Annotated in this window: 12 protein-coding genes; 1 reads left to right on the forward strand and 11 read right to left on the reverse strand. The window is 72.1% G+C overall.

The features are described from left to right. A partial coding sequence (locus tag ACZLMO_RS09250; RefSeq protein ID WP_463653558.1) for a PQQ-dependent sugar dehydrogenase occupies positions 1-3,619 on the reverse strand: 3,619 nt, incomplete at its 3' end. Between the two features lie 297 nt (positions 3,620-3,916). On the opposite strand from ACZLMO_RS09250, the gene ACZLMO_RS09255 reads away from it, so the two are divergent. Next, a complete protein-coding gene (locus ACZLMO_RS09255) occupies positions 3,917-4,741 on the forward strand; it encodes an aldo/keto reductase (RefSeq protein WP_463653559.1) in 825 nt (274 codons plus the stop codon). A gap of 18 nt (positions 4,742-4,759) precedes the next feature. Here ACZLMO_RS09255 and ACZLMO_RS09260 read toward each other — a convergent pair whose 3' ends face one another. The 10 genes from ACZLMO_RS09260 to tatC form a co-directional block, all read right to left on the reverse strand. Continuing rightward, entirely contained in the window at positions 4,760-5,401 is a 642-nt protein-coding gene (locus ACZLMO_RS09260) for a DUF2625 family protein (RefSeq protein WP_463653560.1), read from the reverse strand. 10 nt (positions 5,402-5,411) lie between these two features. Further along, complete coding sequence (locus ACZLMO_RS09265; RefSeq protein ID WP_463653561.1) at positions 5,412-7,808, reverse strand: ATP-binding cassette domain-containing protein; 2,397 nt, start codon at positions 7,806-7,808, stop codon at positions 5,412-5,414. Positions 7,809-8,005: 197 nt separating this feature from the next. Then, entirely contained in the window at positions 8,006-10,003 is a 1,998-nt protein-coding gene (locus tag ACZLMO_RS09270; RefSeq protein ID WP_463653562.1) for an ABC transporter ATP-binding protein, read from the reverse strand. After that, positions 10,000-11,757, reverse strand: coding sequence for an ABC transporter ATP-binding protein (locus tag ACZLMO_RS09275; RefSeq protein WP_425713459.1), 1,758 nt, complete (start codon positions 11,755-11,757; stop codon positions 10,000-10,002). Before ACZLMO_RS09275 ends, ACZLMO_RS09270 begins: the two co-directional genes overlap by 4 nt. A gap of 466 nt (positions 11,758-12,223) precedes the next feature. After that, entirely contained in the window at positions 12,224-12,577 is a 354-nt protein-coding gene (locus ACZLMO_RS09280) for an RNA polymerase-binding protein RbpA (RefSeq protein WP_425713460.1), read from the reverse strand. 343 nt (positions 12,578-12,920) lie between these two features. After that, entirely contained in the window at positions 12,921-13,697 is a 777-nt protein-coding gene (locus ACZLMO_RS09285; protein ID WP_463653563.1) for a polyprenol monophosphomannose synthase, read from the reverse strand. A 32-nt stretch (positions 13,698-13,729) separates the two neighbouring features. Then, positions 13,730-15,301, reverse strand: coding sequence for an apolipoprotein N-acyltransferase (gene lnt / locus ACZLMO_RS09290; RefSeq protein ID WP_463653564.1), 1,572 nt, complete (start codon positions 15,299-15,301; stop codon positions 13,730-13,732). Positions 15,302-15,727: 426 nt separating this feature from the next. Beyond that, entirely contained in the window at positions 15,728-18,607 is a 2,880-nt protein-coding gene (locus ACZLMO_RS09295; protein ID WP_463653565.1) for a DEAD/DEAH box helicase, read from the reverse strand. 9 nt (positions 18,608-18,616) lie between these two features. Further along, complete coding sequence (locus ACZLMO_RS09300) at positions 18,617-19,618, reverse strand: diacylglycerol/lipid kinase family protein (protein ID WP_463653566.1); 1,002 nt, start codon at positions 19,616-19,618, stop codon at positions 18,617-18,619. Continuing rightward, positions 19,615-20,427 (reverse strand): twin-arginine translocase subunit TatC, encoded by an 813-nt coding sequence (tatC, locus tag ACZLMO_RS09305; protein ID WP_425713465.1) that lies wholly within the window; start codon positions 20,425-20,427, stop codon positions 19,615-19,617. The genes ACZLMO_RS09300 and tatC overlap by 4 nt, the downstream gene beginning before the upstream one ends. Positions 20,428-20,430 lie beyond the last annotated feature (3 nt).

Consider the following 20,430-nt stretch of genomic DNA (forward strand, 5'->3'; position numbering starts at 1 on the left):
ACCCACGACCCGGGGTCGGGGGAACCGGCTCGGGGTCGGGGTCCGGCGTCGTGCTGTCGTCGAAGGTGTGGCTCCACTCGGTGGTGGCGTCCTCGGCCAGCTCGTACCCGTCGGCGGCGCGCGCCGTCACGGTCACGGTGCCCTCACCGGGGTGCGTGCCCGCCTCGACGACCTCGTCGCCGACCAGGTACTCCACGCCCTCGACCTCGGGAACCGTGAAGGTGTCCGCGTCGGTCCCGTCCTCGTCCGTGAACACCACGTCCTCAGGAGTCACCACCACCGGCGGCTCGGGGTCGTCCCCGACCACGGTGAAGCGGTCGAAGGTGACCGTGGTCGGCTCGGCCTGCTGTGCACCGAGCGCGTAGATACCCGGGCCGGCGTCGCCGACCTGGTCGTTGGTCACCGCGCTGGGCAGGTCGGTCCAGTTCTCGCCGTCCGTGGAGTAGGCACCCGTGAAGGTGTCGCCGTCCCGGGTGAGGCGGACGTGGTACTGGTCGGCCAGCGGCAGGTCGGTGAGGTCGTCCTGCGGGTTCTGCACCTCACCGCCGACCTCGCTGCGGAGCTCGACCCGCAGCGGGGTGTCGCTGCCGTTGGTGGCGTAGACGGGGTCGATCTTGACGTAGTTGTCCTCGTCCCCGTAGACGATGATCCCGCCCTGCTGATAGGCGCTGGCGAGATCCGCGCTGAACGTCGTCTCGACCGTCCACTGGTCACCCGTGACGACACGCGACCGCAGGATGTTCGGCACCGGCGAGTTGTCGGTCCCGTAGAAGTCCGTGTCGGTCGTGGTGACGTTGTAGCCGCCGTCGGAGACCTGGGCGAGCTCCGGGTCGTAGTCGATGATCTCCCACCGGCACGTGTCGACGGCCGTGCCGTCGAACTCGTCGTCGGCCGAGATCTCGGCGTCCGGGTCCTCGCAGACCGGGGGCTCCGGCTGCTCGGGCTCCTCGCCGCCGGAGGCGGTGAAGTGGAGCTGGTCGACGTCGACGCCACCGGTGGAGGTGACGTAGACGGTGCCGGACCCCTCGGGGATCGTCTCGAGGGTCGTGGCGATCTCCTGCCAGCCCTCGCCGGAGACGGCGATCTCGGCGAACGGCTCCGCCTCGACGTCGTCCCAGCGCAGCGAGAGGGTGCCCTCGCCGGACGCCGTCGTGGTGACGGTGTCGATGGCCGCGCCCGTCGCCGCGTGCGTGAACGCGATCGGCGTGAAGGCGATGTGGTCGCCCTCGTCGAGCGAGGTGATGTAGGCACCCGCCCCGGCGGCGGAGTCGTTGACCCGCTCGGTGCCGGACTGGGCGTCGAACCACTCGGCCTGCTGGACCTCGGGCTTGACGATGAGCGTCGCCTCACCCGTCGTCGACGGGACGTCGCCCTGGGGGTTGTCCGTGTAGGTGGCGACGAGGGTGCCGTAGATCTTCTCGCCCTCGCCGTGCTCGACCGCACTCTCGTTGGTCTCGATCGTGAAGTCGCACCCGCGGCCGCTGACCTCGGGGTGGGCATGCTCGTTGTGGCCCAGACCGAAGGTCCAGTTCACCCGGTTGCAGTCGATGTTCTCGCCGTCCTCGACGTCCGTCACCGTGACGTTCAGCGGGATGTCGTCGCCCCAGTCGAAGATCGCGCCGTCCGGCACGCTGAGGTCGAGCTCGGGCTGCGTGTTGCCGACCGTGATGACGGTGTTGGCGAGACCCACCTTGCCCTCGGCGTCGGTCACGCGCAGCGTGACGTGGTACTGGCCGAGCTCCTCGAAGGTGTGCGTGACCTGGGCGCCCTGCGCGTCTGACTCACCGTCGCCGTCGAAGTCCCAGTCGTACGTGAGGTCGGTGCCCTCGGGGTCGCGGGAGCGCGAACCGTCGAAGCTGACCTCGAGCGGCGCCTCGCTGCTCGCGGCGGGCTCGGCGTCGATGTACGCCTGCGGCGTCTTGTTGTCGGGCGCGTAGTCCACGCGGTACAGGCCCGCGTCGGGGTTCTGACGGAAGAAGCCGTCACCGTAGTCGAGGACGTAGAGCGAGCCGTCGGGCCCGAACTCCATGTCCATCACGTTGTCCCAGATGGGCTGGTTGGCGGTCTCGAGGTGAGCGTTCGGGAGGAAGTCCGTGATGCCCGTGACCGAGCCGTTCGAGCCCAGCTCGTCGACCCCGAAGGCGACGACGTAGTCCTGCGAGAACTCCGCCATGAGCGGCATGCCGTCCCAGATCTCCGGGAACGGGGACTGGTCCGCGATCGACTCGTCGTAGCGGTAGACCGGGCCACCCATGGGGGCCTGGCCGCCGCCGCCGAGCGTGACGAGAGCGTCCCACTCCGCGGGCTGGTCGCCCGGGTTGTCGCCGTACCAGATCTGCGGCTCGGTCACCGGGGGAAGCTGCTCGAGCCCGGTGTTCCAGGTGGAGTTGTTGACCGGACCCTCGGCGCAGTTGAAGAACTCGCCGGGGGCCGACGCGGCGAAGTCCCACTCGTTGTAGGCGCCACCGTCGTTCGGGCCGTGGCAGTAGGGCCAGCCGCCGTTGACCGGCTCGGAGGTCATCTGCCACTCGACGAAGCCCATCGGTCCACGCTCCGCGTTGGCCGCACCCGCGTCGGGGCCGTAGTCGGCCCAGATGAGGGTGTCGGTCTCCTGGTCGTAGTCGATCCGGAACGGGTTGCGCAGACCCATCGCGTAGATCTCCTCGCGCACGAGGTCCGGGTCGTACTCGTCGGAGTCGAAGAGGTTGCCGGCGGGAATCTCGTACGTGGTGCCCGGTCCGGGCTCCGCGCCGTCGGCGATCTCCTCGAGCGGGTCGATCCGGAGGATCGCGCCGCGAAGGTCGTTCGTGTTGCCGGCGCCGCGACGCGAGTCGAGGCCCGGGTTCATTCCCGGGGCGTTGTTGTTCGGCGCGTAGCCGTCCGCCCCCGGGGTGCTGGCCGGGGTGTTGTCACCCGTGGAGAGGAAGAGGTTCCCCTCGTCGTCCCATGCCATGTCCGCACCGACGTGGCAGCACTGCCCGCGCTGGGCCTCGACCCGGATGATCTCCTCCTCGGAGTCCAGGTCGAGTGTGCCGGTCTCCGGGTCGAACTCGAACCGGGACAGCACGTTGTAACCGAGCCACTCGTCCCAGTCCTCGAGGGCGTCGGTGCCCTCGACCTGCTCGGGCGCGCTGCCCTGGGGGGTGGTCTCGGGGTACGGGATGCCCGACGGCGAGACGCCGTCCATCACTCGCGGCGCGTAGACCATGTAGACGAGGTGGTTCTCCTCGAAGTTCGGGTCGAGCGAGATGCCCTGGAGCCCGTCCTCGGAGTTGATGTAGACGTCGAGCTCGGCGATCTGCTGCGTCGATCCCGTGTCCGGGTCCGTCAGCCGCACCACGCCGTCGCGTGCGGTGTGCAGGACCCGCGAGTCCGGCAGGACGGCGAGGTCGATCGGCTCGCCCGTGTCCTTCGAGAGCAGCACGCGCTCGTAGTCGTTCCAGTCGACATCCATCTCCTGGTCCGGCGCCGGCGCCGGCACCGATGGATCGTCGTCCGCCGGTGGATGATCCGGATGAGCGCTGGCCGCACTGAGCGTCAGCGGCGCCACGAGGACGCCGGCGAGCAGGGCGCCCGCTGCTCGGGGCAGCCAACGGCCGCCGGTTGATCGTCTGGTCACGATTTCCCCTCCGATATCGCACACCTGACACGTCGCCTCGGTGCGACGCGCGAACCCGGTGGCGACGGCTGCCTCGCCGTGCGCCGCCCGGGCTCCGCGGCCGACCGGGGACCTGGTCCCCGTCCGGGCGGGGTCGCCCGTCGTCCGCGGATAAGGGCAGTAGACCAGGGCGTGAGGCCGAGCACAAGGGGTTTCGATCAACTAGAAAATAAGTCGAGCGTCATTTCAGGCCGGAGGCGGGGCACGACGGCCGGGCCCGGCTCACGCGGGATGGCGGCGCTCCGTAGCGTTGTGGCCATGTCCTCTCTCCCGGACGGCAGCTCGTTCCCCGCGGTCGGTCTCGGCACCGCGTCTATCGCCGGCGAGGACGGCGTCGCCGCGATCGCCTCGGCGCTCGATGTCGGGTACCGCTACGTCGACACCGCCATCAACTACGGCAACGAGAGCGAGGTGGGCGAGGCGCTCGTGCGCAGCGGTGTCCCTCGCACCGAGGTCCTCGTGGCCAGCAAGATCCCCGGCCGCGCCCACGAGCGCGCGAAGGCGATCGCCGCAGTCGAGGGCTCGCTCGAGCGACTGGGTGTCGACCACGCCGACGTCATGCTCGTGCACTGGCCCAACCCGTCGGTCGGCCGGTACGTCGAGGCATACGAGGCACTGCTCGAGTGCCGTGAACGCGGACTGGTCGCCCATGTCGGCACGAGCAACTACACCGAGGCCCACCTGCGCGAGATCGTCGCCGCGACCGGTGTGGCCCCGGTCCTCAACCAGATCGAGTGCCACCCGCTGCTCCCCCAACGCCGGATGCTCGAGGTGCACCGCGAGCTCGGTGTGCTCACGCAGGCGTGGAGCCCGCTGGGGAAGGCGTCCGCTCCGTACGAGTCCGAGCCGGTCGCGGCGGCGGCCCGCGCGCACGGCGTCACCCCTGCCCAGGTCATCCTGCGCTGGCACCTCGAGCGCGGCATCATGCCGATCCCGAAGTCGACCCACGCCGATCGGCAGCGAGCCAACCTCGACGTGGAGGGGTTCACCCTTACCGCCGTCGAGGTGGACGAGATCTCCGCCCTCGGGGTGGCCGACGGCCGCCTCTTCGGCGGGGACCCGGAGACGCACGAGGAGATGTAGCGGTCCCGGCGGGTCCGCTCAGTACAGGTCGAAGAGCTCCGTGATCGGCACGGTGGACCGGCTCGCCGCGCCGATGTGCCGCCCCTCGGTGGTCGAGAGCCAGGGGTAGACGAGGATGCCGTCGACAGGGTGGAGCTGCTCCACCTCCGCCTCCCACCCCTGCCATCGGAGGTCGGCGAACGCGTCCCCCGCCGCACCGGAGAGCACCGACTCCACGAAGGCAGCGTGCCCGCCGCCCAACGGCTCCCAGCTCGACGTGGCGGGCGAGTAGTAGCAGACCTCTCCGGGGTCGGCGCCGAGCCCGCCCCGGTCGACGGCGAATCGTCCGCCGAGGACGTCGTGCCCGACGAGCAGTCCACCCGGTACCTGCCGGTCGCCCGTGAGATCGCCTCGGCCGTTGATCGTCGCCAGGTCCGGGAGCCCCGCGGCACCGCCGCCGTACAGTCGGAACCACCCCCGGTCGGCCACGACTCCGCCGCACTCCAGGGCCAGCGCACCGAGGACGGATCGAGCGGTCACCTGCATCCGGCACAGCACCTCGCGCCCTCGGACGGGCTCGACGGGGAGCACCCGGACCGGCCACGGGGCGGCCGCGACCATTCCCTGCACGACCGGCCAGGCCGGGTCGTCGACGTCCACCAGCTCGTCGACCGTTCGCATCGGATGCCTCTTACGCCCCCACGTACTCGGCGAGGTGTTCCCCCGTCACGGTCGACCGGCCGGCCACGAGCTCGGCCGGCGTCCCCTCGAAGACCACTCGGCCACCGTCGTGCCCGGCCCCGGGGCCGAGGTCGATGATCCAGTCGGCGTGCGCCATCACGGCCTGGTGGTGCTCGATGACGATGACCGACCGGCCCGAGTCCACGAGCGCGTCGAGCATGTCGAGCATCTGCTCGACGTCGGCGAGGTGGAGGCCGGTCGTCGGCTCGTCGAGGATGTAGACGTCCCCGGCCTCCCCCATCTGGACCGCGAGCTTGAGGCGCTGCCGCTCGCCGCCCGACAACGTCGACAGCGGCTGCCCGAGCGTGAGGTAGCCGAGTCCGACCTTGACGAGCCGGTCGAGGATCTTCGCCGCGGCCGGCACCTTGGCCTCGCCGGACGAGACGAGCTCGAGGGCGCCCGTGACCGGGAGCTCGAGGACGTCGGCGATCGAGTGCCCGCCGAGGGTGTGCTCGAGGACCTCGGGCCGGTAGCGGCGACCGCCGCACTCCTCGCAGACGGTCGACACGGTGTCCATGAAGCCGAGCTCGGTGAAGATGAGTCCCGCGCCGTTGCAGGCGGGGCACGCGCCCTCCGAGTTGGCGCTGAACAGGGCCGGCTTGACCCCGTTCGCCTTGGCGAACGCCTTCCGCAGCGGCTCGAGCGCCCCGGTGAAGGTGGCCGGGTTCGAGCGGCGCGAGCCCCGGATGGGGCTCTGGTCCACGGCGACGACGCCGTCGCGTCCGGTCAGCGCGCCGTGGATGAGCGAGCTCTTGCCCGAGCCGGCGACCCCGGTCACGGCTACGAGCACGCCGCGCGGCACGTCGACGTCGACCGAGCGCAGGTTGTGCGTGTCCGCGCCGCGGATCTCGAGGACCCCGGTGGGCTCCCGGACGGCGTCCTTGAGCCGGGCGCGGTCGTCGAGGTGCCGGCCGGTCAGCGTCCCGGACGACCGGAGCTCCTCCACCGTGCCCTCGAAGACCACCTCTCCCCCGGCGGATCCCGCACGCGGGCCGATGTCGACGACGTGGTCGGCCACGGCGATGGTCTCCGGCTTGTGCTCGACGACGAGGACCGTGTTGCCCTTGTCCCGCAGCCGTCCGAGGAGGTCGTTCATCTGCCGGATGTCGTGCGGGTGCAGCCCGATCGTCGGCTCGTCGAACACGTAGGTGGCGTCGGTGAGCGCTGAGCCCAGGTGGCGGATCATCTTCGTCCGCTGCGCCTCTCCCCCGGACAGCGTCCCGGAGGGACGGTCGAGGGAGAGGTAGCCGAGCCCGATCTCGACGAAGGCCGCGAGCGTCTCCCGCAGCCCCTCGAGCAGAGGCCCGGCGCCGGGCAGGTCGAGGCCGTCGACCCACGCGGCGAGGTCCGAGATCTGCATCGCGCATGCGTCGGCGATCGAGGTGCCGTCGATCGTCGAGGTCCGGGCGCCCTCGGCGAGCCGGGTGCCGCCGCACTCCGGGCAGGTGCCGAAGGTGACGGCCTGGTCGACGAAACGGCGCAGGTGCGGCTGCAGCGAGTCGCGATCCTTCGAGAGGATCGACTTCTCGATCTTCGGGATCAGGCCCTCGTACGTGATGTTCATGCCCTCGGCCTTGATCTTCCGGGACTCGGCGTAGAGCAGGTCGTGCCGCTGCTTCTTCGTCAGGTCCTTGACCGGGACGTCGAGCGGGATGACGGCGCCGACGAGCTTGGCGTACCACCCGTCGGCCTTGTAGCCGGGCACGAGCACCGCGCCGTCGGAGAACGAGAGCTCCTCGTCGACGACCGCGGCGAGGTCGATGTCGGAGACCGATCCCGTGCCCTCGCAGTGCGGGCACATCCCGCCGACGATCGTGAACGTGGCCTTCTGCGCCGTGGTCCGATCGCCCTTGTCGACCGTCAGCGCGCCGGACCCCGTGGCCGAGGGCACGTTGAACGAGTACGCCTGCGGCGAGCCGATGTGCGGCGTGGCGAACCGGCTGAAGAGGATCCGCAGCACGGCGTTGACGTCACTCACGGTGCCGAGCGTGGAGCGGATGTTGGCGGCCAGCCGCTCCTGGCCGACGACGATCGCGGTCGTCAGACCGTCCAGCGCGTCGACCTCGGGGCGGTCGAGACTCGGCATGAAGCCCTGGACGAACGCGGGGTAGGTCTCGTTGATCATCCGCTGGGACTCCGCGGCGATCGTGTCGAAGACGAGCGAGCTCTTGCCCGATCCCGACACCCCGGTGAAGACGGTGAGGCGCCGCTTGGGGATCTCGAGCGAGACGTCCTTAAGGTTGTTGACCCTGGCCCCGCGCACGCGGATGAGGTCGTGCCGGTCGGCGGGGTGTCCGTCGCCCGCGCGGCCGGTCGTCCTGCTCGTGCTGCTCGCCGTGGTGGCCATGCCTGTCCTCCGTCGGTCGTTCCAGGTCGGGACGCGGTCCGCCGCCGCGGCGGCGGCTCACGCTACACGCGCGGGCCGACGACGGGGCCGCCTCGTCGTCGGCCGGCAGTGCGCGTATCGGGGCCGGCGCGCGGTGCGGGCGTCGCGGTTCGCCCACCGTGCGCGATCGGAGCCGGCTCACCGGGCGCGGGTCACGGTCAGCCGGCGGCGCCCTGCCCGGCGTCGTCCGCGCTCTCGGGTGCCGGGGCACTCGACGCCGGACCCGCCGCGGGCTCGAGCACGGCGTCGTCGGCGTCGGGGTCGATCCCCTCGGAGAACTGCGAGAGGTAGAGGCGCTGGTAGGCGCCTCCGGCCTCGAGCAGCGTGGCGTGGTCGCCCTGCTCGACGATGTCGCCGTGCTCCATCACGAGGATCGTGTCTGCGTCCCTGATCGTCGAGAGCCGGTGGGCGATGACGAACGAGGTCCGGTCGGTACGGAGCGCCCCCATCGCCTCCTGGACGAGCACCTCGGTTCGCGTGTCGACCGATGAGGTCGCCTCGTCGAGGATGAGGATCGGCGGGTCGGCGAGGAACGCGCGGGCGATGGTGATGAGCTGCCGCTCGCCGGCCGAGATGTTCGCCCCCTCGTCCTCGACCACCGTGTCGTAGCCGTCCGGGAGCGTGTGGACGAAGCGGTCGACGTAGGTGGCCTGGGCGGCCGCGACCACCTCGTCGTCGGTGGCGTCGAGGCGTCCGTACCGGATGTTGTCCCGGATCGTGCCGCCGAACAGGACGGCGTCCTGGAGCACCATCCCGACCTGGCTGCGCAGCACGCTGCGCTCGAGGGTCCGGGTGTCCACGCCGTCGAGGAGGATCCGACCGGCGTCGATCTCGTAGAACCGCATGACGAGGTTGACGAGCGTGGTCTTCCCCGCGCCCGTCGGGCCGACGATCGCGACGGTCCGCCCCGGCTCGGCCGTGAGCGACAGGTCGGTGATGAGCGGCTGGTCCGCCGTGTAGGAGAACGCGACGCGCTCGAACTCGACGTGCCCGCGCACCGGCTGCACGAGCGCACCGGGCCGGAGCCCGTCGGCGTCGATCCGTCCGGCCGCGGCCTGCTCGGCGAGGTCGGGGTCCTGCTCGTCGGCGTCGAGCAGCTCGAAGATCCGCTCCGCGGACGCGACGCCGGAGATGAGCATGTTCGCCATGCCGGCCATCTCCCCCAGCGGCGCGTTGAACTCCCGCGAGTACTGGATGAACGCCGTGACCTGGCCGAGCGACATCTGGCCGTTCGCGACCCGCAGACCGCCGACGACCGCGATGCCGACGTACCCGAGGTACGTCACCCACTGCATGACCGGCATGATGACACCGGAGTAGAACTGGGCCTTGAACGAGGCGTCGAACAGGTCGGAGTTGCGCTCGTCGAACCGCTCCCGCATCGACTCCTGCCGGCCGAAGACCGTGACGAGGTCGTGGCCCGTGAAGGACTCCTCGATGTGGCCGTTGACGCGGCCCGTGTGCCGCCACTGGTCGGCGAACAGCTTCTGCGAGCGCGAGCCGACGATCCCGACGACGATCCCCGCGATCGGCAGCGCGGTGAGCGCGATGAGTGCGAGCTGCCACGACAGGACGAACATCATGATCGTGATGCCGATGATCGTCATCAGCGCGTAGAACAGCGAGGCGAACGCCTGCTGCATGGCGGCCTGGACGTTGTCGACGTCGTTGGTGGTGCGGGACAGCAGGTCGCCGCGCTGGTGGGTGTCGAAGTAGCTGAGCGGCAGCCGGTTGACCTTGGCCTCGATGTCCTCGCGGAGCCGGAAGACGACCTTCATGACGATCTCGTTGAGCAGGAAGCCCTGGAGCCAGTCGAACACGGAGGCCACCGCGTACATCCCGAGCACGATGACGAGCAGCCGGCCGAGCGCGGTGAAGTCGACCCCCGTGCCCGCGAGCACGCCGTCGAAGATGACGTCCATCGCGTCGCCGAGGATCGTCGGCGCCCACACCGTGAGGACGGTCGAGACCGCCCCGGTGAGGAGCACGGCGACGACGCCGAGCCGGTGGCCGCCGAGGGTGGCGACGAGACGGCCGAGCGAGGGCCAGAAGTTCTTCGCCTTGCGGGGCGCGGAGCCCTCGCCCCACTCGCCCGCCCCGACACTGTCCTGGAGCTCGGCGATCTCCGCCTCGGTGAGCTCGTTCTCGGCGCTCATACGAGCTCCTCCGCACTGATCTGCGAGTCGACGATCTCCCGGTAGGTCTCCGAGGTCTCGAGCAGCTCGTCGTGGGTCCCGCGGGCGACGACCCGGCCCTCGTCCATGACGAGGATCTGGTCGGCGTCCGTGATGGTCGAGATGCGCTGGGCGACGATGATCGAGGTCGCCCCGCGCGTGTAGTCCGCGAGGGCCGCGCGCAGGCGGGCGTCGGTCGTCACGTCGAGCGCGGAGAACGAGTCGTCGAAGAGGTAGACCCGCGGCCGCGCAACGAGCGCCCGCGCGATGCACAACCGCTGGCGCTGGCCGCCGGAGACGTTCGTGCCGCCCTGCGAGACGGAGGACTCGAGCCCCGTGACCGCGCTCTCCCCCTCACCCGTCGTGCGCTCGCGGACGAACTCCGCGGCCTGGGCGGTCTCGAGGGCCGCCCACAGCTCGTCGTCGGTGGCGTCGGGCTTCCCGAACCGGAGGTTCTCCGCGATCGTGCCGGAGAAGAGGTACGGCTTCTGTGGCACGAGCCCGACCGCGCGGGTGAGCTCCGCCCGCGACATCGACGCCGCGGGGACGCCGTCGACGAGAACCTCGCCCGACGTCGGGTCGTAGAGCCGCGGCACGAGGTGCACGAGCGTGGACTTGCCGGAGCCGGTGGAGCCGATGATCGCCGTCGTCGTGCCGGCGCGGGCCGTGAACGAGACGCCGTCGACGACAGGGGCGTCCGCCCCCGGGTAGGCGAACGTGACGTCACGGAGCTCGACGGTGCCGTCGGGGTCGACCGGGACCGTCGGCTCGGCCGGCTCGACGACCGATCCGGTGGTCTCCAGCACCTCCCCGATCCGGCGGGCGCTGATGACCGCGCGCGGGAACATCATGAACATGAAGGTCCCCATCATCACGGCCATGAGGATCTGGAGCAGGTACTGCATGAACGCCGTGAGCGCCCCGACCTGGACGAGCCCGTCGTCGACCCGGATGCCCCCGAACCACAGGACCGCCGCCGTGGCGAGGTGGAGCACGATCGTGATGAGCGGGCCCATGAGGACGAACAGCCGGCCGATGGACACGGACGTCGCGGTGAGCGTGGCGTTGGCGTCCGTGAAGCGCTGCGTCTCGTGCCGCTCGCGGACGAAGGCGCGGACGACCCGGATGCCCATGATCTGCTCGCGCATGACGCCGTTGACGTCGTCGATGTTGCCCTGCATGCGCTCGAAGAGCGGCATGAGGAGACGGACGAGGATCCCGACGACGATCAGCAGGATCGGCACCGAGACCCACACGAGCCAGGACAGCCCGGGGTCCTCCTGGATGGCCATGACGATCCCGCCGATCGACATGATCGGCACCATCACCATGAAGTTGAGCGCCATGAGGACGACCATCTGGACCTGCTGGACGTCGTTGGTCCCGCGGGTGATGAGCGTCGGGGCGCCGAACCGGCCCATCTCCTCGGCGGAGAAGTGGTCGACGCGGGTGTAGACCGCGCGCCGGACGTCCCGGCCGAGCGCCATCGCCATCCGCGCGCCGAACCAGACGGAGGCCACGGCGGTCACGAGCTGGACGAGCGCGACCCCGAGCATGAGGCCGCCCACCCGCCAGATGTAGTCCGTGTCCCCCGCGGCGATGCCGTGGTCGATGATGTCGGCGTTGAGGCTGGGCAGGTAGAGCGTCGCGAGGGTGGCGACGAGCTGGAGAACGAGCACCGCGGCGACGAGCCCGCCGTACGGGCGACCGTAGGTCCGGACGATCTTCCAGAGCATGGAGGCAGCTTTCGGTCAGGGACGGGCCGGGGCCGTCGGACGGCTCGGGCGGGGGACGACGACGAGGGACGGGCACTCAGGCGGCGAGGGACCTGCCCGACGACGAACTCCGTCGAGGGCCGGCCCTGTGCGAGGCGGGCTCACGATAGGGCGCCCGCCCACGCGCGGGGCCACCTGAATTCGCGTGGCGTTCGTCGCGCGGCGGCATGTGCTGCCGGCCCGGACGGCAGGCTGGAGGGGCGCGGGACGATCACGCGGCCACGCTAGGGGCGGACGGTGACAGATTCGGTCCGCGACCGGTGAACGCAGGACCGGAACAGTGGCGCCGGAAGGACCGCTGGCGCCCGAAGGACCTGTGTCGCCGGAACGACCGGCGGCACCGGACGGCTCGCGGCCCCGGTCGTCCGTGGGACGACCGGGGCCGCGGGGTGACGTGTGGCGGCGACCGGTGTGCCGCCGCATGGGCTCAGGCGCTGCGACGACGCAGCTGGCCGCTGCGCAGGAGCTCGAGCCGCTCGTCGAGCAGCACCTCGAGCTCCTCGACGGAACGACGCTCGAGGAGCATGTCCCAGTGGGTCCGCACCTTGCGGGCCGGCTTGACCGGCTCGGGGCGCTCGGTGTCCCGGCGCAGGGACTCCTTGCCGCAGGTCGGGCAGTCCCAGAGGGCCGGGATCTCGGCCTCCATCGAGAACGGGACGGTGTAGGTGTGGCCGTCGACGCAGTCGTAGGTGACGCGCTGGCGCTCGGCGAAGTCGACACCGTCCTCGGACTCCATCGAGTAGGCGCCGATCTTCATGCCACGCAGTGCTCGGTCCGCCATGGTCTCTCTCCTTACTGTGGGGCCACGGCTGCTGTCCGCCGTGCCGGTGGTCCTCCGCCCCGTCGCGACGCCGGTCGCGGGGTGCGGATCCACCTCCTGCTGATCTCGGAAACACCGGGTGGACGTCCGTTGTTCCCCTGCTGGTCGATCTTCTGTGTGATCCAGGCGACGTCCGGACCCGTGGGGGCGGACGTGCCGGGTGAGTGGTGCGCGTGCCTGCCGAGTCGTGCGCGTGACCTGAACCAGAGGCCTGCGGTCGGTGGGGCTGGTGGACGTGCTGCCAGGACCCGCGACCGGTCCCACCTGCCGGGCGGTGGTTCCGTCCGTCGGGCGTGCGTGCCGGTCAGCGCCGCCGGAGCCGACCCACGAGGCCACGCACCTGCTGCGCGCGATGCCGGGCGCCCCAGGTGGTGGTCCGCCACAGCGCCTCCCGGACGATCCCCCCGGTCATCTTCGACACGCCCTCCTCGCGCTCGACGAAGACGATCGGCACCTCGACGATGCGCATGCCCGCGCGGTGCACCCGCCACGTCATGTCGACCTGGAAGCAGTAGCCGGCGGACTCCACCTCGTCCAGCGGGAGCGCGCGCAGCGTGCTCGCCCGGAAGACGCGGAAGCCAGCGGTGGCGTCCCCGACCGACATCCCGAGGACGAGGCGCACGTAGGTGTTGCCGGTGCGCGAGATGAGCTCGCGACTGCGGGGCCAGTTCGCGACCTCGCCGCCGGGCACCCAGCGCGAGCCGATGACGAGGTCCGGCGCGTCCGAGGCCTCGGCGCGCTCGAGGAGCGCCGGGAGGTCGACCGCGCGGTGCGACCCGTCGGCGTCCATCTCGACGATCAGCTCGTAGCCCCGCTCGAGCGCGTACCCGAAGCCGGCGACGTACGCACGGCCCAGCCCCTCCTTGCCCGGGCGGTGCAGCACCCGGACCTGGTCGTCCGCCGCGGCCAGCTCGTCGGCGAGTTCGCCCGTGCCGTCGGGGCTGTTGTCGTCCGCCACGAGCACGTCGACCCAGGGAGCCGCCTCCCGGACCCGGCGCACCGCGCCGGGCAGGGACTCGAGCTCGTTGTAGGTGGGGACGATGACCAGCGTGCGGGGGTGCGCCCGGTCGGATGGGGTCACGTGTGCTCCTGGGTCGGGGGACCTATCACGGCTCACCGGGATCGCGCGGGGGCCGTGAGGCGGCCCCTGACGATACCGGCTACCCCCAGGCCGGCGGTGGCCAGCACGGCGATCAGCCCTGCGGGACGCGCCACACGGACCGCCGGGGTGATCTCCGTGCGCAGCGGCAGTTCCTCCCCCGTGTACGTCGTCACGTCGAACAGGTCCGTCCGCACCAGCAGCTCCCCGTCGGGGGCGACGACGCCGGACACCCCGGTGCGTCCCACCTGGACGGCGGCGCGGCCGAACTCGACCGCGCGGAACCTGGTCATCGCCAGCTGGTGGGCGCTGACGGCGGTGTCGCCGTGGGTGGCGTTGTTCGTCGGCACGAGGATGAGCTCCCCGCCGAGGTCGACACCCTCGGCGAGGATCGCCTCGTAGCCCACCTCGAAGCAGATGGCGGTCGCGATCGGGACCGTCCGCCCGAGGCGCTCGACGTCGACCTCGACGAGCCCGGGACGGTCGCCGGGCAGCATGTCGGTCGTCACCCGGTCCACCGCCGGGGAGAAGAACCGGAAGAAGCTCCGGTAGGGCATGTACTCGCCGAACGGCACCGGGTGCTGCTTGCTGTACGCCTCGCCCACGGGGCCCTCGCCCGGCTCCCAGACGATCACCTGGTTGTAGCGGTTGCGCGACCCGTCGTCGGACTCGATGTACTCCTGCGTCCCGAGGATCACCGGCACGCCCGCGGCGTCGGCGGCCCGGTCGACGGAGGCGGCGACGTCGGGATCGGTGCGGGGGTCGACGTCGGCGGAGGACTCCGCCCACAGGACGAGGTCGAGACGCGGGTGCTCGGCCACGAGCTCCTCGGTGAGGTCGGCGTGGTCGGCCGTCACCTGGCGTGCCTCGTCGCTGTTCGTCAGACCGCCGTTGGGTACGTGCACCTGGACGGCACCGACGCTCAGGGTGCCGGACTGTGGGCCGGTCGGCAGCGGGAGGAGGAGGCCGACGAGGAGGGCGACCACAGCCGTGGCCACGAGACGGGCGCCGCGGAACGGGCGGAGCCGGGTGGTCGCGGAGATCCCCTCGGCGAGCAGGACGGCGACGACGACGACGAGCGCCGAGACGAGCGGCTCACCGCCGAACCGGGCGAACGCGACGAGGGGGCCGTCGACCTGGCTGTGCGCGAGCACGCCCCACGGCAGGCCCCCGAAGGGCACGTTGGACCGCACGACCTCGACGCCGACCCATGCCAGGGACGCGAGCAGCGCGGCGATCAGTGGCCGCTTCTGCGCGCCGAGGGCGCGGATCGCCCAGGCGCGCAGCGGTCCGTAGAGACCGAGGATGAGGCCCTCGAGGACCGACAGGGCCACCCAGGGCAGCCACTCCCCTCCTCCGACGGCCTCGACCGCCCACGAGAGGTGGCGCAGCATGAAGACGATGCCGAACGCGCTCGCGGCGAGGTAGGCGAAGCCCGGGCGGTGGCCGCGCAGGGCGAGGTGCAGCGCCCCGACGGCGAGGATCGCCATCCACCACCAGGTGCGCGGGGCGAATGCCAGGTCGGCGGCGAGGCCCGCGACGGCGGCCAGGGCGAGCGCGAGGGGGCGGGGAAGCGTGGCGGGCACCGAGGAAGTCTACGGACGGGGCCGGGCGGGGCGCCGATCCGTGCCGGGGGAACGGGTCCCCGCCGGTGGGCCGCCACCAGATCCGGCGGGCCGTGCATCGCCCGACGGGCCGCCCACGGCGAGCGGGCGCCTCCTCGGGGGGAGGCCCGCGCACCCTTCGGACCGTGCCGATCGGGGTCGGCATCGTTTTCTACTGGGCGCGCGGGCCGTGGGACCTACGGCGTCCGGCCCGGGCCGGTCCGCCGGAAGGCGTTGAGAGAACATAGCCCGTACCCGAGGTACCACGTGGACGATCCTTGTCACACGCCTTTTGCGTCGTCGCAGGTCAACGGCCTGACGGCAGGTTGAGGCGTCATGGAGTCCCCGGCGTGTCGTGCCTCGGCGTGTCCTCCACGGGCTGTGGACAACTCGTGCCGAGAGGCGCCGTCAGACGCTCGACCACGCGACGACGCCGCGTCGCACGAGGCCGACGGCCTCCCACGCGGCGTGGGCGAGCTCCGGCGACGGCGCGGCCGAGGCCACCTGGTCGAGGACGTCGAGGAGCTGCTTGCACTGACGCACGAGGTCGCCGGCACCGATCCCGGCGATGTCGAGGACGTCGACGAGGTACCCGCCCTGGGCCCACTCGAGGACGGCGCGCACGAGCGCGTCGTCGACCGGCTCGGTCGGCGGCAGGCGGTGTCCACGCTCGAGGTCCGCGAGCCGGGCCGCGTGCCGGTGAGTGCGGCGCACGGCCTCGCCGAGCGCGCCGGACGGTCGGCCGGCGCCCGCGGCGGCGAGATCGGCGGTGCGGTTGGACGAGACGACCATCGAGGCGACGGCGGCCAGCTCGGCGGGGGCGAGTCCGTCCCAGTCCCCCGACCGGAGGCACTCGGCGAGCAGCAGGTCCCGCTCGGCGTAGATGCGGGCGAGCCAGCGGCCGTCCTCGGTGACCGATCCGCCGTCGAGGTACCCGAGCTCGCCGAGGACGTCGCACACGCGCACGAGGTCCTGCGCGACCGAACCGGTGCGCTGCTCGATCCGCCCGGTGAGCTCCGCGAGCTCGGACTTCGCCCGGGACCAGCGCCGCGCGACCCGGGCGTGGGTCTCCCGGTCCGAGCACCCGTGGCAGGGGTGGTCGCGCAGGGCGGCTCGCAGCGCCTCGGCCTCGGCGCGCGGCCCCCCGGCGCGGGCGCCCTGCTCGCCGCTGCCCGTGCCACGACCTGCGTCACCGTGCGCACCACGTCCCGCGCCGTGGCCCGCCCCGGCGGCCGCGTCCTCGTCGTCCACCGGTCGCGGGGCGTCGGCACGCGGCCGGGTGCCCTGGGCGAGCGCGTTGCGCAGCGAGGAGCCGAGGTCGCGTCGCTCGGTCGCGTTGCGCGGGTTGAACCGCCGGGGGATCTGCACCTTCGAGACCACCTCGAGCCCGTGCGGGACCTCGGTGGCGGTGAGCCGTCGGACCCGTCGGTCGTCGCCGAGGACCTGGATGCCGGCCCGGTCCATCGCGGACTCCGCGGCCTCGAGGACCACCGCATGCTCGGTGCGACGCCCCCGGCCGAAGGCGACGACGTCCCCGCGCCGCACCGCGAGGAACGAGGCCTCCGTCTCGCGCCTGCGGGCCGCGGACCGCGCCTTCGACTCCTGCCCCTCGACACCGGCGAGCCGCTCCCGCAGCTCTTGGTAGCCGGCGAAGTCACCGAGGTGGCAGGTCATCTGCTCGGCGAGCTCGGCCACTGAGCGTTCGTGCCGGCGCACCTGCTTGGCGAGGCCGACCGCCGAGCGGTCGGCCTGGAACTGCGCGAACGACTGCTCGAGGACGTGCCGGGCACTCGTGAGGTCGAGCCGTTGGAGCAGGTTGACCGCCATGTTGTACGTGGGCCGGAAGGCCGACCGCAGCGGGTAGGTCCGGCGCGACGCCAGGCCGGCCACGTGGGCGGGGTCCACGCCGTCGGCGTAGAGCACGACGGCGTGACCCTCGACGTCGATCCCCCTCCGCCCGGCCCGCCCGGTCAGCTGGGTGTACTCCCCCGGCGTGAGCGCCGTGTGGGCGGAGCCGTCCCACTTGTCGAGCCGCTCGACCACCACGGAGCGCGCGGGCATGTTGATGCCGAGCGCCAGGGTCTCCGTGGCGTAGACGACCTTGACGAGTCCCGCGGCGAACAGATCCTCGACGACCTCCTTGAAGACCGGGAGCATGCCCGCGTGGTGGGCGGCCACCCCCTGCTCGAGCGCGTGCGCCCAGCGGTCGTAGCCCAGCACGCCGAGGTCGGCGGGCGGCAGGGCGGCGGTGGCGGCCTCGTGGTGCCGGCGGATCTCGGCGGCCTCCTGCGCCGTCGTCAGTCGGACCCCCGAGCCCACCGTCTGGCGCACGGCGTCCTCGCAGCCCGCGCGGGAGAAGATGAAGACGATCGCCGGCAGCAGCGCCTGCGCCTCGAGCGCCTGCACCACGTCGGCGCGCGCGGGCCGACGGACCGCCCGGGCGTCGTCGCGCCGACCCTCGTTCCCCCGCTTCCTGCCCCGGGGCCGGCTGCGAGGCTGCGGGCGGCCGTGGTGACCGCGGGTCGAGCGTGAGACACGCCGGATCGCCTCGAGCAGCTCCGGGCTCAGCGGCGGGTCCGCACCGACGTCGGTGGGATCGACGTCGTGGGAGTAGAGGTCGTGGATGCGCCGGCCCACCATGAGGTGCTGCCACAGCGGGACCGGCCGCCGCTCGGAGACGACGACGGCGGTGTCGCCGCGGACCTCGGTGAGCCAGTGGCCGAACTCCTCCGCGTTGGACACGGTCGCCGAGAGCGACACGATGCGCACCCGCTCGTCGAGGTGGAGGATGACCTCCTCCCACACCGGTCCGCGGAACCGGTCGGCGAGGTAGTGGACCTCGTCCATGACGACGAAGCCGAGATTCCTCAGTGCCGGCGACCCGGAGTACAGCATGTTCCGCAGGACCTCGGTGGTCATGACGACGACGTCGGCGTCGCCGTCGATCGAGGTGTCGCCCGTCAGCAGGCCGACCCGGCCGGCCCCGTAGCGCTCGCGGAGCTCGGTGAACTTCTGGTTGCTCAGGGCCTTGATCGGCGTGGTGTAGAAGGCCTTCTGCCCGCGCTGCAGCGCGAGGTGGACGGCGAACTCCCCCACCACCGTCTTGCCGGCACCGGTCGGCGCCGCGACGAGCACGCTGCGGTCGGACGCGACGGCACGGCACCCCTCGACCTGGAACGGGTCGAGCGAGAAGGACAGTCCCGCGCGGAACTCGTCGAGCTCGAGCTCGGGGTCGGTGCCGGCCGGGCGCCGGCGGGACGCGGCGTACCGCTCGGCGGGGGTCGTCATGCTCCCAGGCTATGTCGCCGGGGTCACGGGGGCGCAGACGCGCCACGCGCCGGGCACGACCTCGGCGACCAGCGGGACCCGGCCGACCACCTCGCCGTCGGCCATCGCGACCGGGAGCGGACGGCCGTGCTCCGGGGCGTCGTGGATCTCGACCCGCCGCGCTCTCGTCACGTGCACCTGCCGGAGGTCGACGTGGGACCCGTCGGCGAACCGTGGGAAGAGGGTGGCGATCGTCGGGCGGCTCACGGTGTCGATGTGGACGACGTCGAGCAGGCCGTCCGTCGGGTCCGCGTCGGGCGCCACGGCGAGGCCGCCGCCGATGAGCGGCGTCCCGGAGACGGAGACGAGCGTGGCGGGCCCCTCGCGGGTCTCGCCGTCGACGTCGACGCGCACGCCGTACGGACTGAACCTGACAGCCTCCGCGGCCGTGGCTCGCACGTACTTCGCGCCGCCGCGGGGCCACCGGTACCGGTTCGCGGTGAGGTTGATCTGGGCCGCGAACCCCACGACGAGCGAGGACGCGCACCACCGCACGTCCTCGCCCCCGGGGACGAGCCCGAGGTCGGCGACAGCGCTGTGCCGCCCGCGCGGCGGGCCCGGGCGGCTCACCCGGATCGCGTCGAGCGCGCGCGGCTCGGCGGAGGGCTCGTGCGGATCGAGGGCGGCGTGGATGATGCGCAGCGAGTCGACGTGCTTCCCGACCGGGAGGCCGAGCGCGCGGGCGACGTCGTTGCCCGAGCCGACCGAGACCAGGCCGAGGGGCACGTCCGTCCCGGCCACCGCATTGAGGCCGAGGTGGGCCATGCCGTCGCCGCCGACCACGACGAGCGTGTCGATCGACCCGTCACGTGCCGCCGCGTGGGCGCGGGCCAGCGCGTGCAGTGCGTCGTGGGAGGTGAGGTCCTCGGTCTCCGCGACGTCGGAGAGGACGGCACGGACCTCCGCAGCGACGCGGGCGCCGTTGCCGGCGCCCGCGGACGGATTGATGACGAGTCCGACGCGCACGGTCATGCAGGGTCCTTCGTCGATGGAGTGGCCACAGCGGCGTCCGGGCCCGCCGACGTCCTCTCCCGGCGCGCACGTGCCCGCTCGAGGAGCGCGCAGATGCCGATCGCACCGAAGTACAGCACGAGGATGGGCAGCGCCATGCCGATCATCGACCAGGCGTCGGGCAGCGGGTTGGCGAAGGCTGCGAACACGAACGCGCCGATGATCGCCCAGCGCCATCCGCGCAGGAACGTGCGCGCGCTGACGAGGCGCGCGGCACCGAGCCCGACCATGACGACCGGGACGAGGAAGGCCACGCCGAACACGACGAGGACGCGCAGGACGAACACGAGGTACGAGCGGGCGTCCACCAGGCTCGTGCCGTCCTCGGGGACGAACGACGTAAGGATCTCGACCACGTGGGGCACGAGGAACCAGGCGAACGCGCCGCCGGCGAGGAACAGGGCGGCGCCGGCGAGCGCGAACGCGGCGGCACGCACCTTCTCCCCCCGGTGCATCGCGGGCGCGAGGAAGAGCCAGAGCTGCCCGACCCACCATGGTGAGGTGAGGAAGAGGCCGATGACGACGGAGACCTGGACCCGGAGGTCGAACGCGGACCCGAGCGTCGTGAAGTTGAGTCCGGCGAGGGCGCCCTCGGCCCGGGCGACGTTGAGCGGGGCCGTGACGGACTCGAGAACCGGGTCGTAGAGGAACCAGCCGACCGCGGTGCCGACGGCGATCCCGGCCAGGGCGAGCAGAAGTCGGCGGCGGAGCTCACCGAGGTGCTCGCGCAGCGGCATCCGTCCCTCGGGGTCGCGCCTGCGGCGCGCCACCGG

Source organism: Georgenia sp. G2120 (assembly GCF_055326485.1).

Excerpts from the sequence above, each read along its gene's own strand:
- ACZLMO_RS09255 (WP_463653559.1), top strand. The coding sequence starts at position 3,917 with ATGTCCTCTCTCCCGGACGGCAGCTCGTTCCCCGCGGTCGGTCTCGGC.
- ACZLMO_RS09260 (WP_463653560.1), bottom strand. The coding sequence starts at position 5,401 with ATGCGAACGGTCGACGAGCTGGTGGACGTCGACGACCCGGCCTGGCCG.
- ACZLMO_RS09265 (WP_463653561.1), bottom strand. The coding sequence starts at position 7,808 with ATGGCCACCACGGCGAGCAGCACGAGCAGGACGACCGGCCGCGCGGGC.
- ACZLMO_RS09270 (WP_463653562.1), bottom strand. The coding sequence starts at position 10,003 with ATGAGCGCCGAGAACGAGCTCACCGAGGCGGAGATCGCCGAGCTCCAG.
- ACZLMO_RS09275 (WP_425713459.1), bottom strand. The coding sequence starts at position 11,757 with ATGCTCTGGAAGATCGTCCGGACCTACGGTCGCCCGTACGGCGGGCTC.
- ACZLMO_RS09280 (WP_425713460.1), bottom strand. The coding sequence starts at position 12,577 with ATGGCGGACCGAGCACTGCGTGGCATGAAGATCGGCGCCTACTCGATG.
- ACZLMO_RS09295 (WP_463653565.1), bottom strand. The coding sequence starts at position 18,607 with ATGACGACCCCCGCCGAGCGGTACGCCGCGTCCCGCCGGCGCCCGGCC.
- ACZLMO_RS09300 (WP_463653566.1), bottom strand. The coding sequence starts at position 19,618 with ATGACCGTGCGCGTCGGACTCGTCATCAATCCGTCCGCGGGCGCCGGC.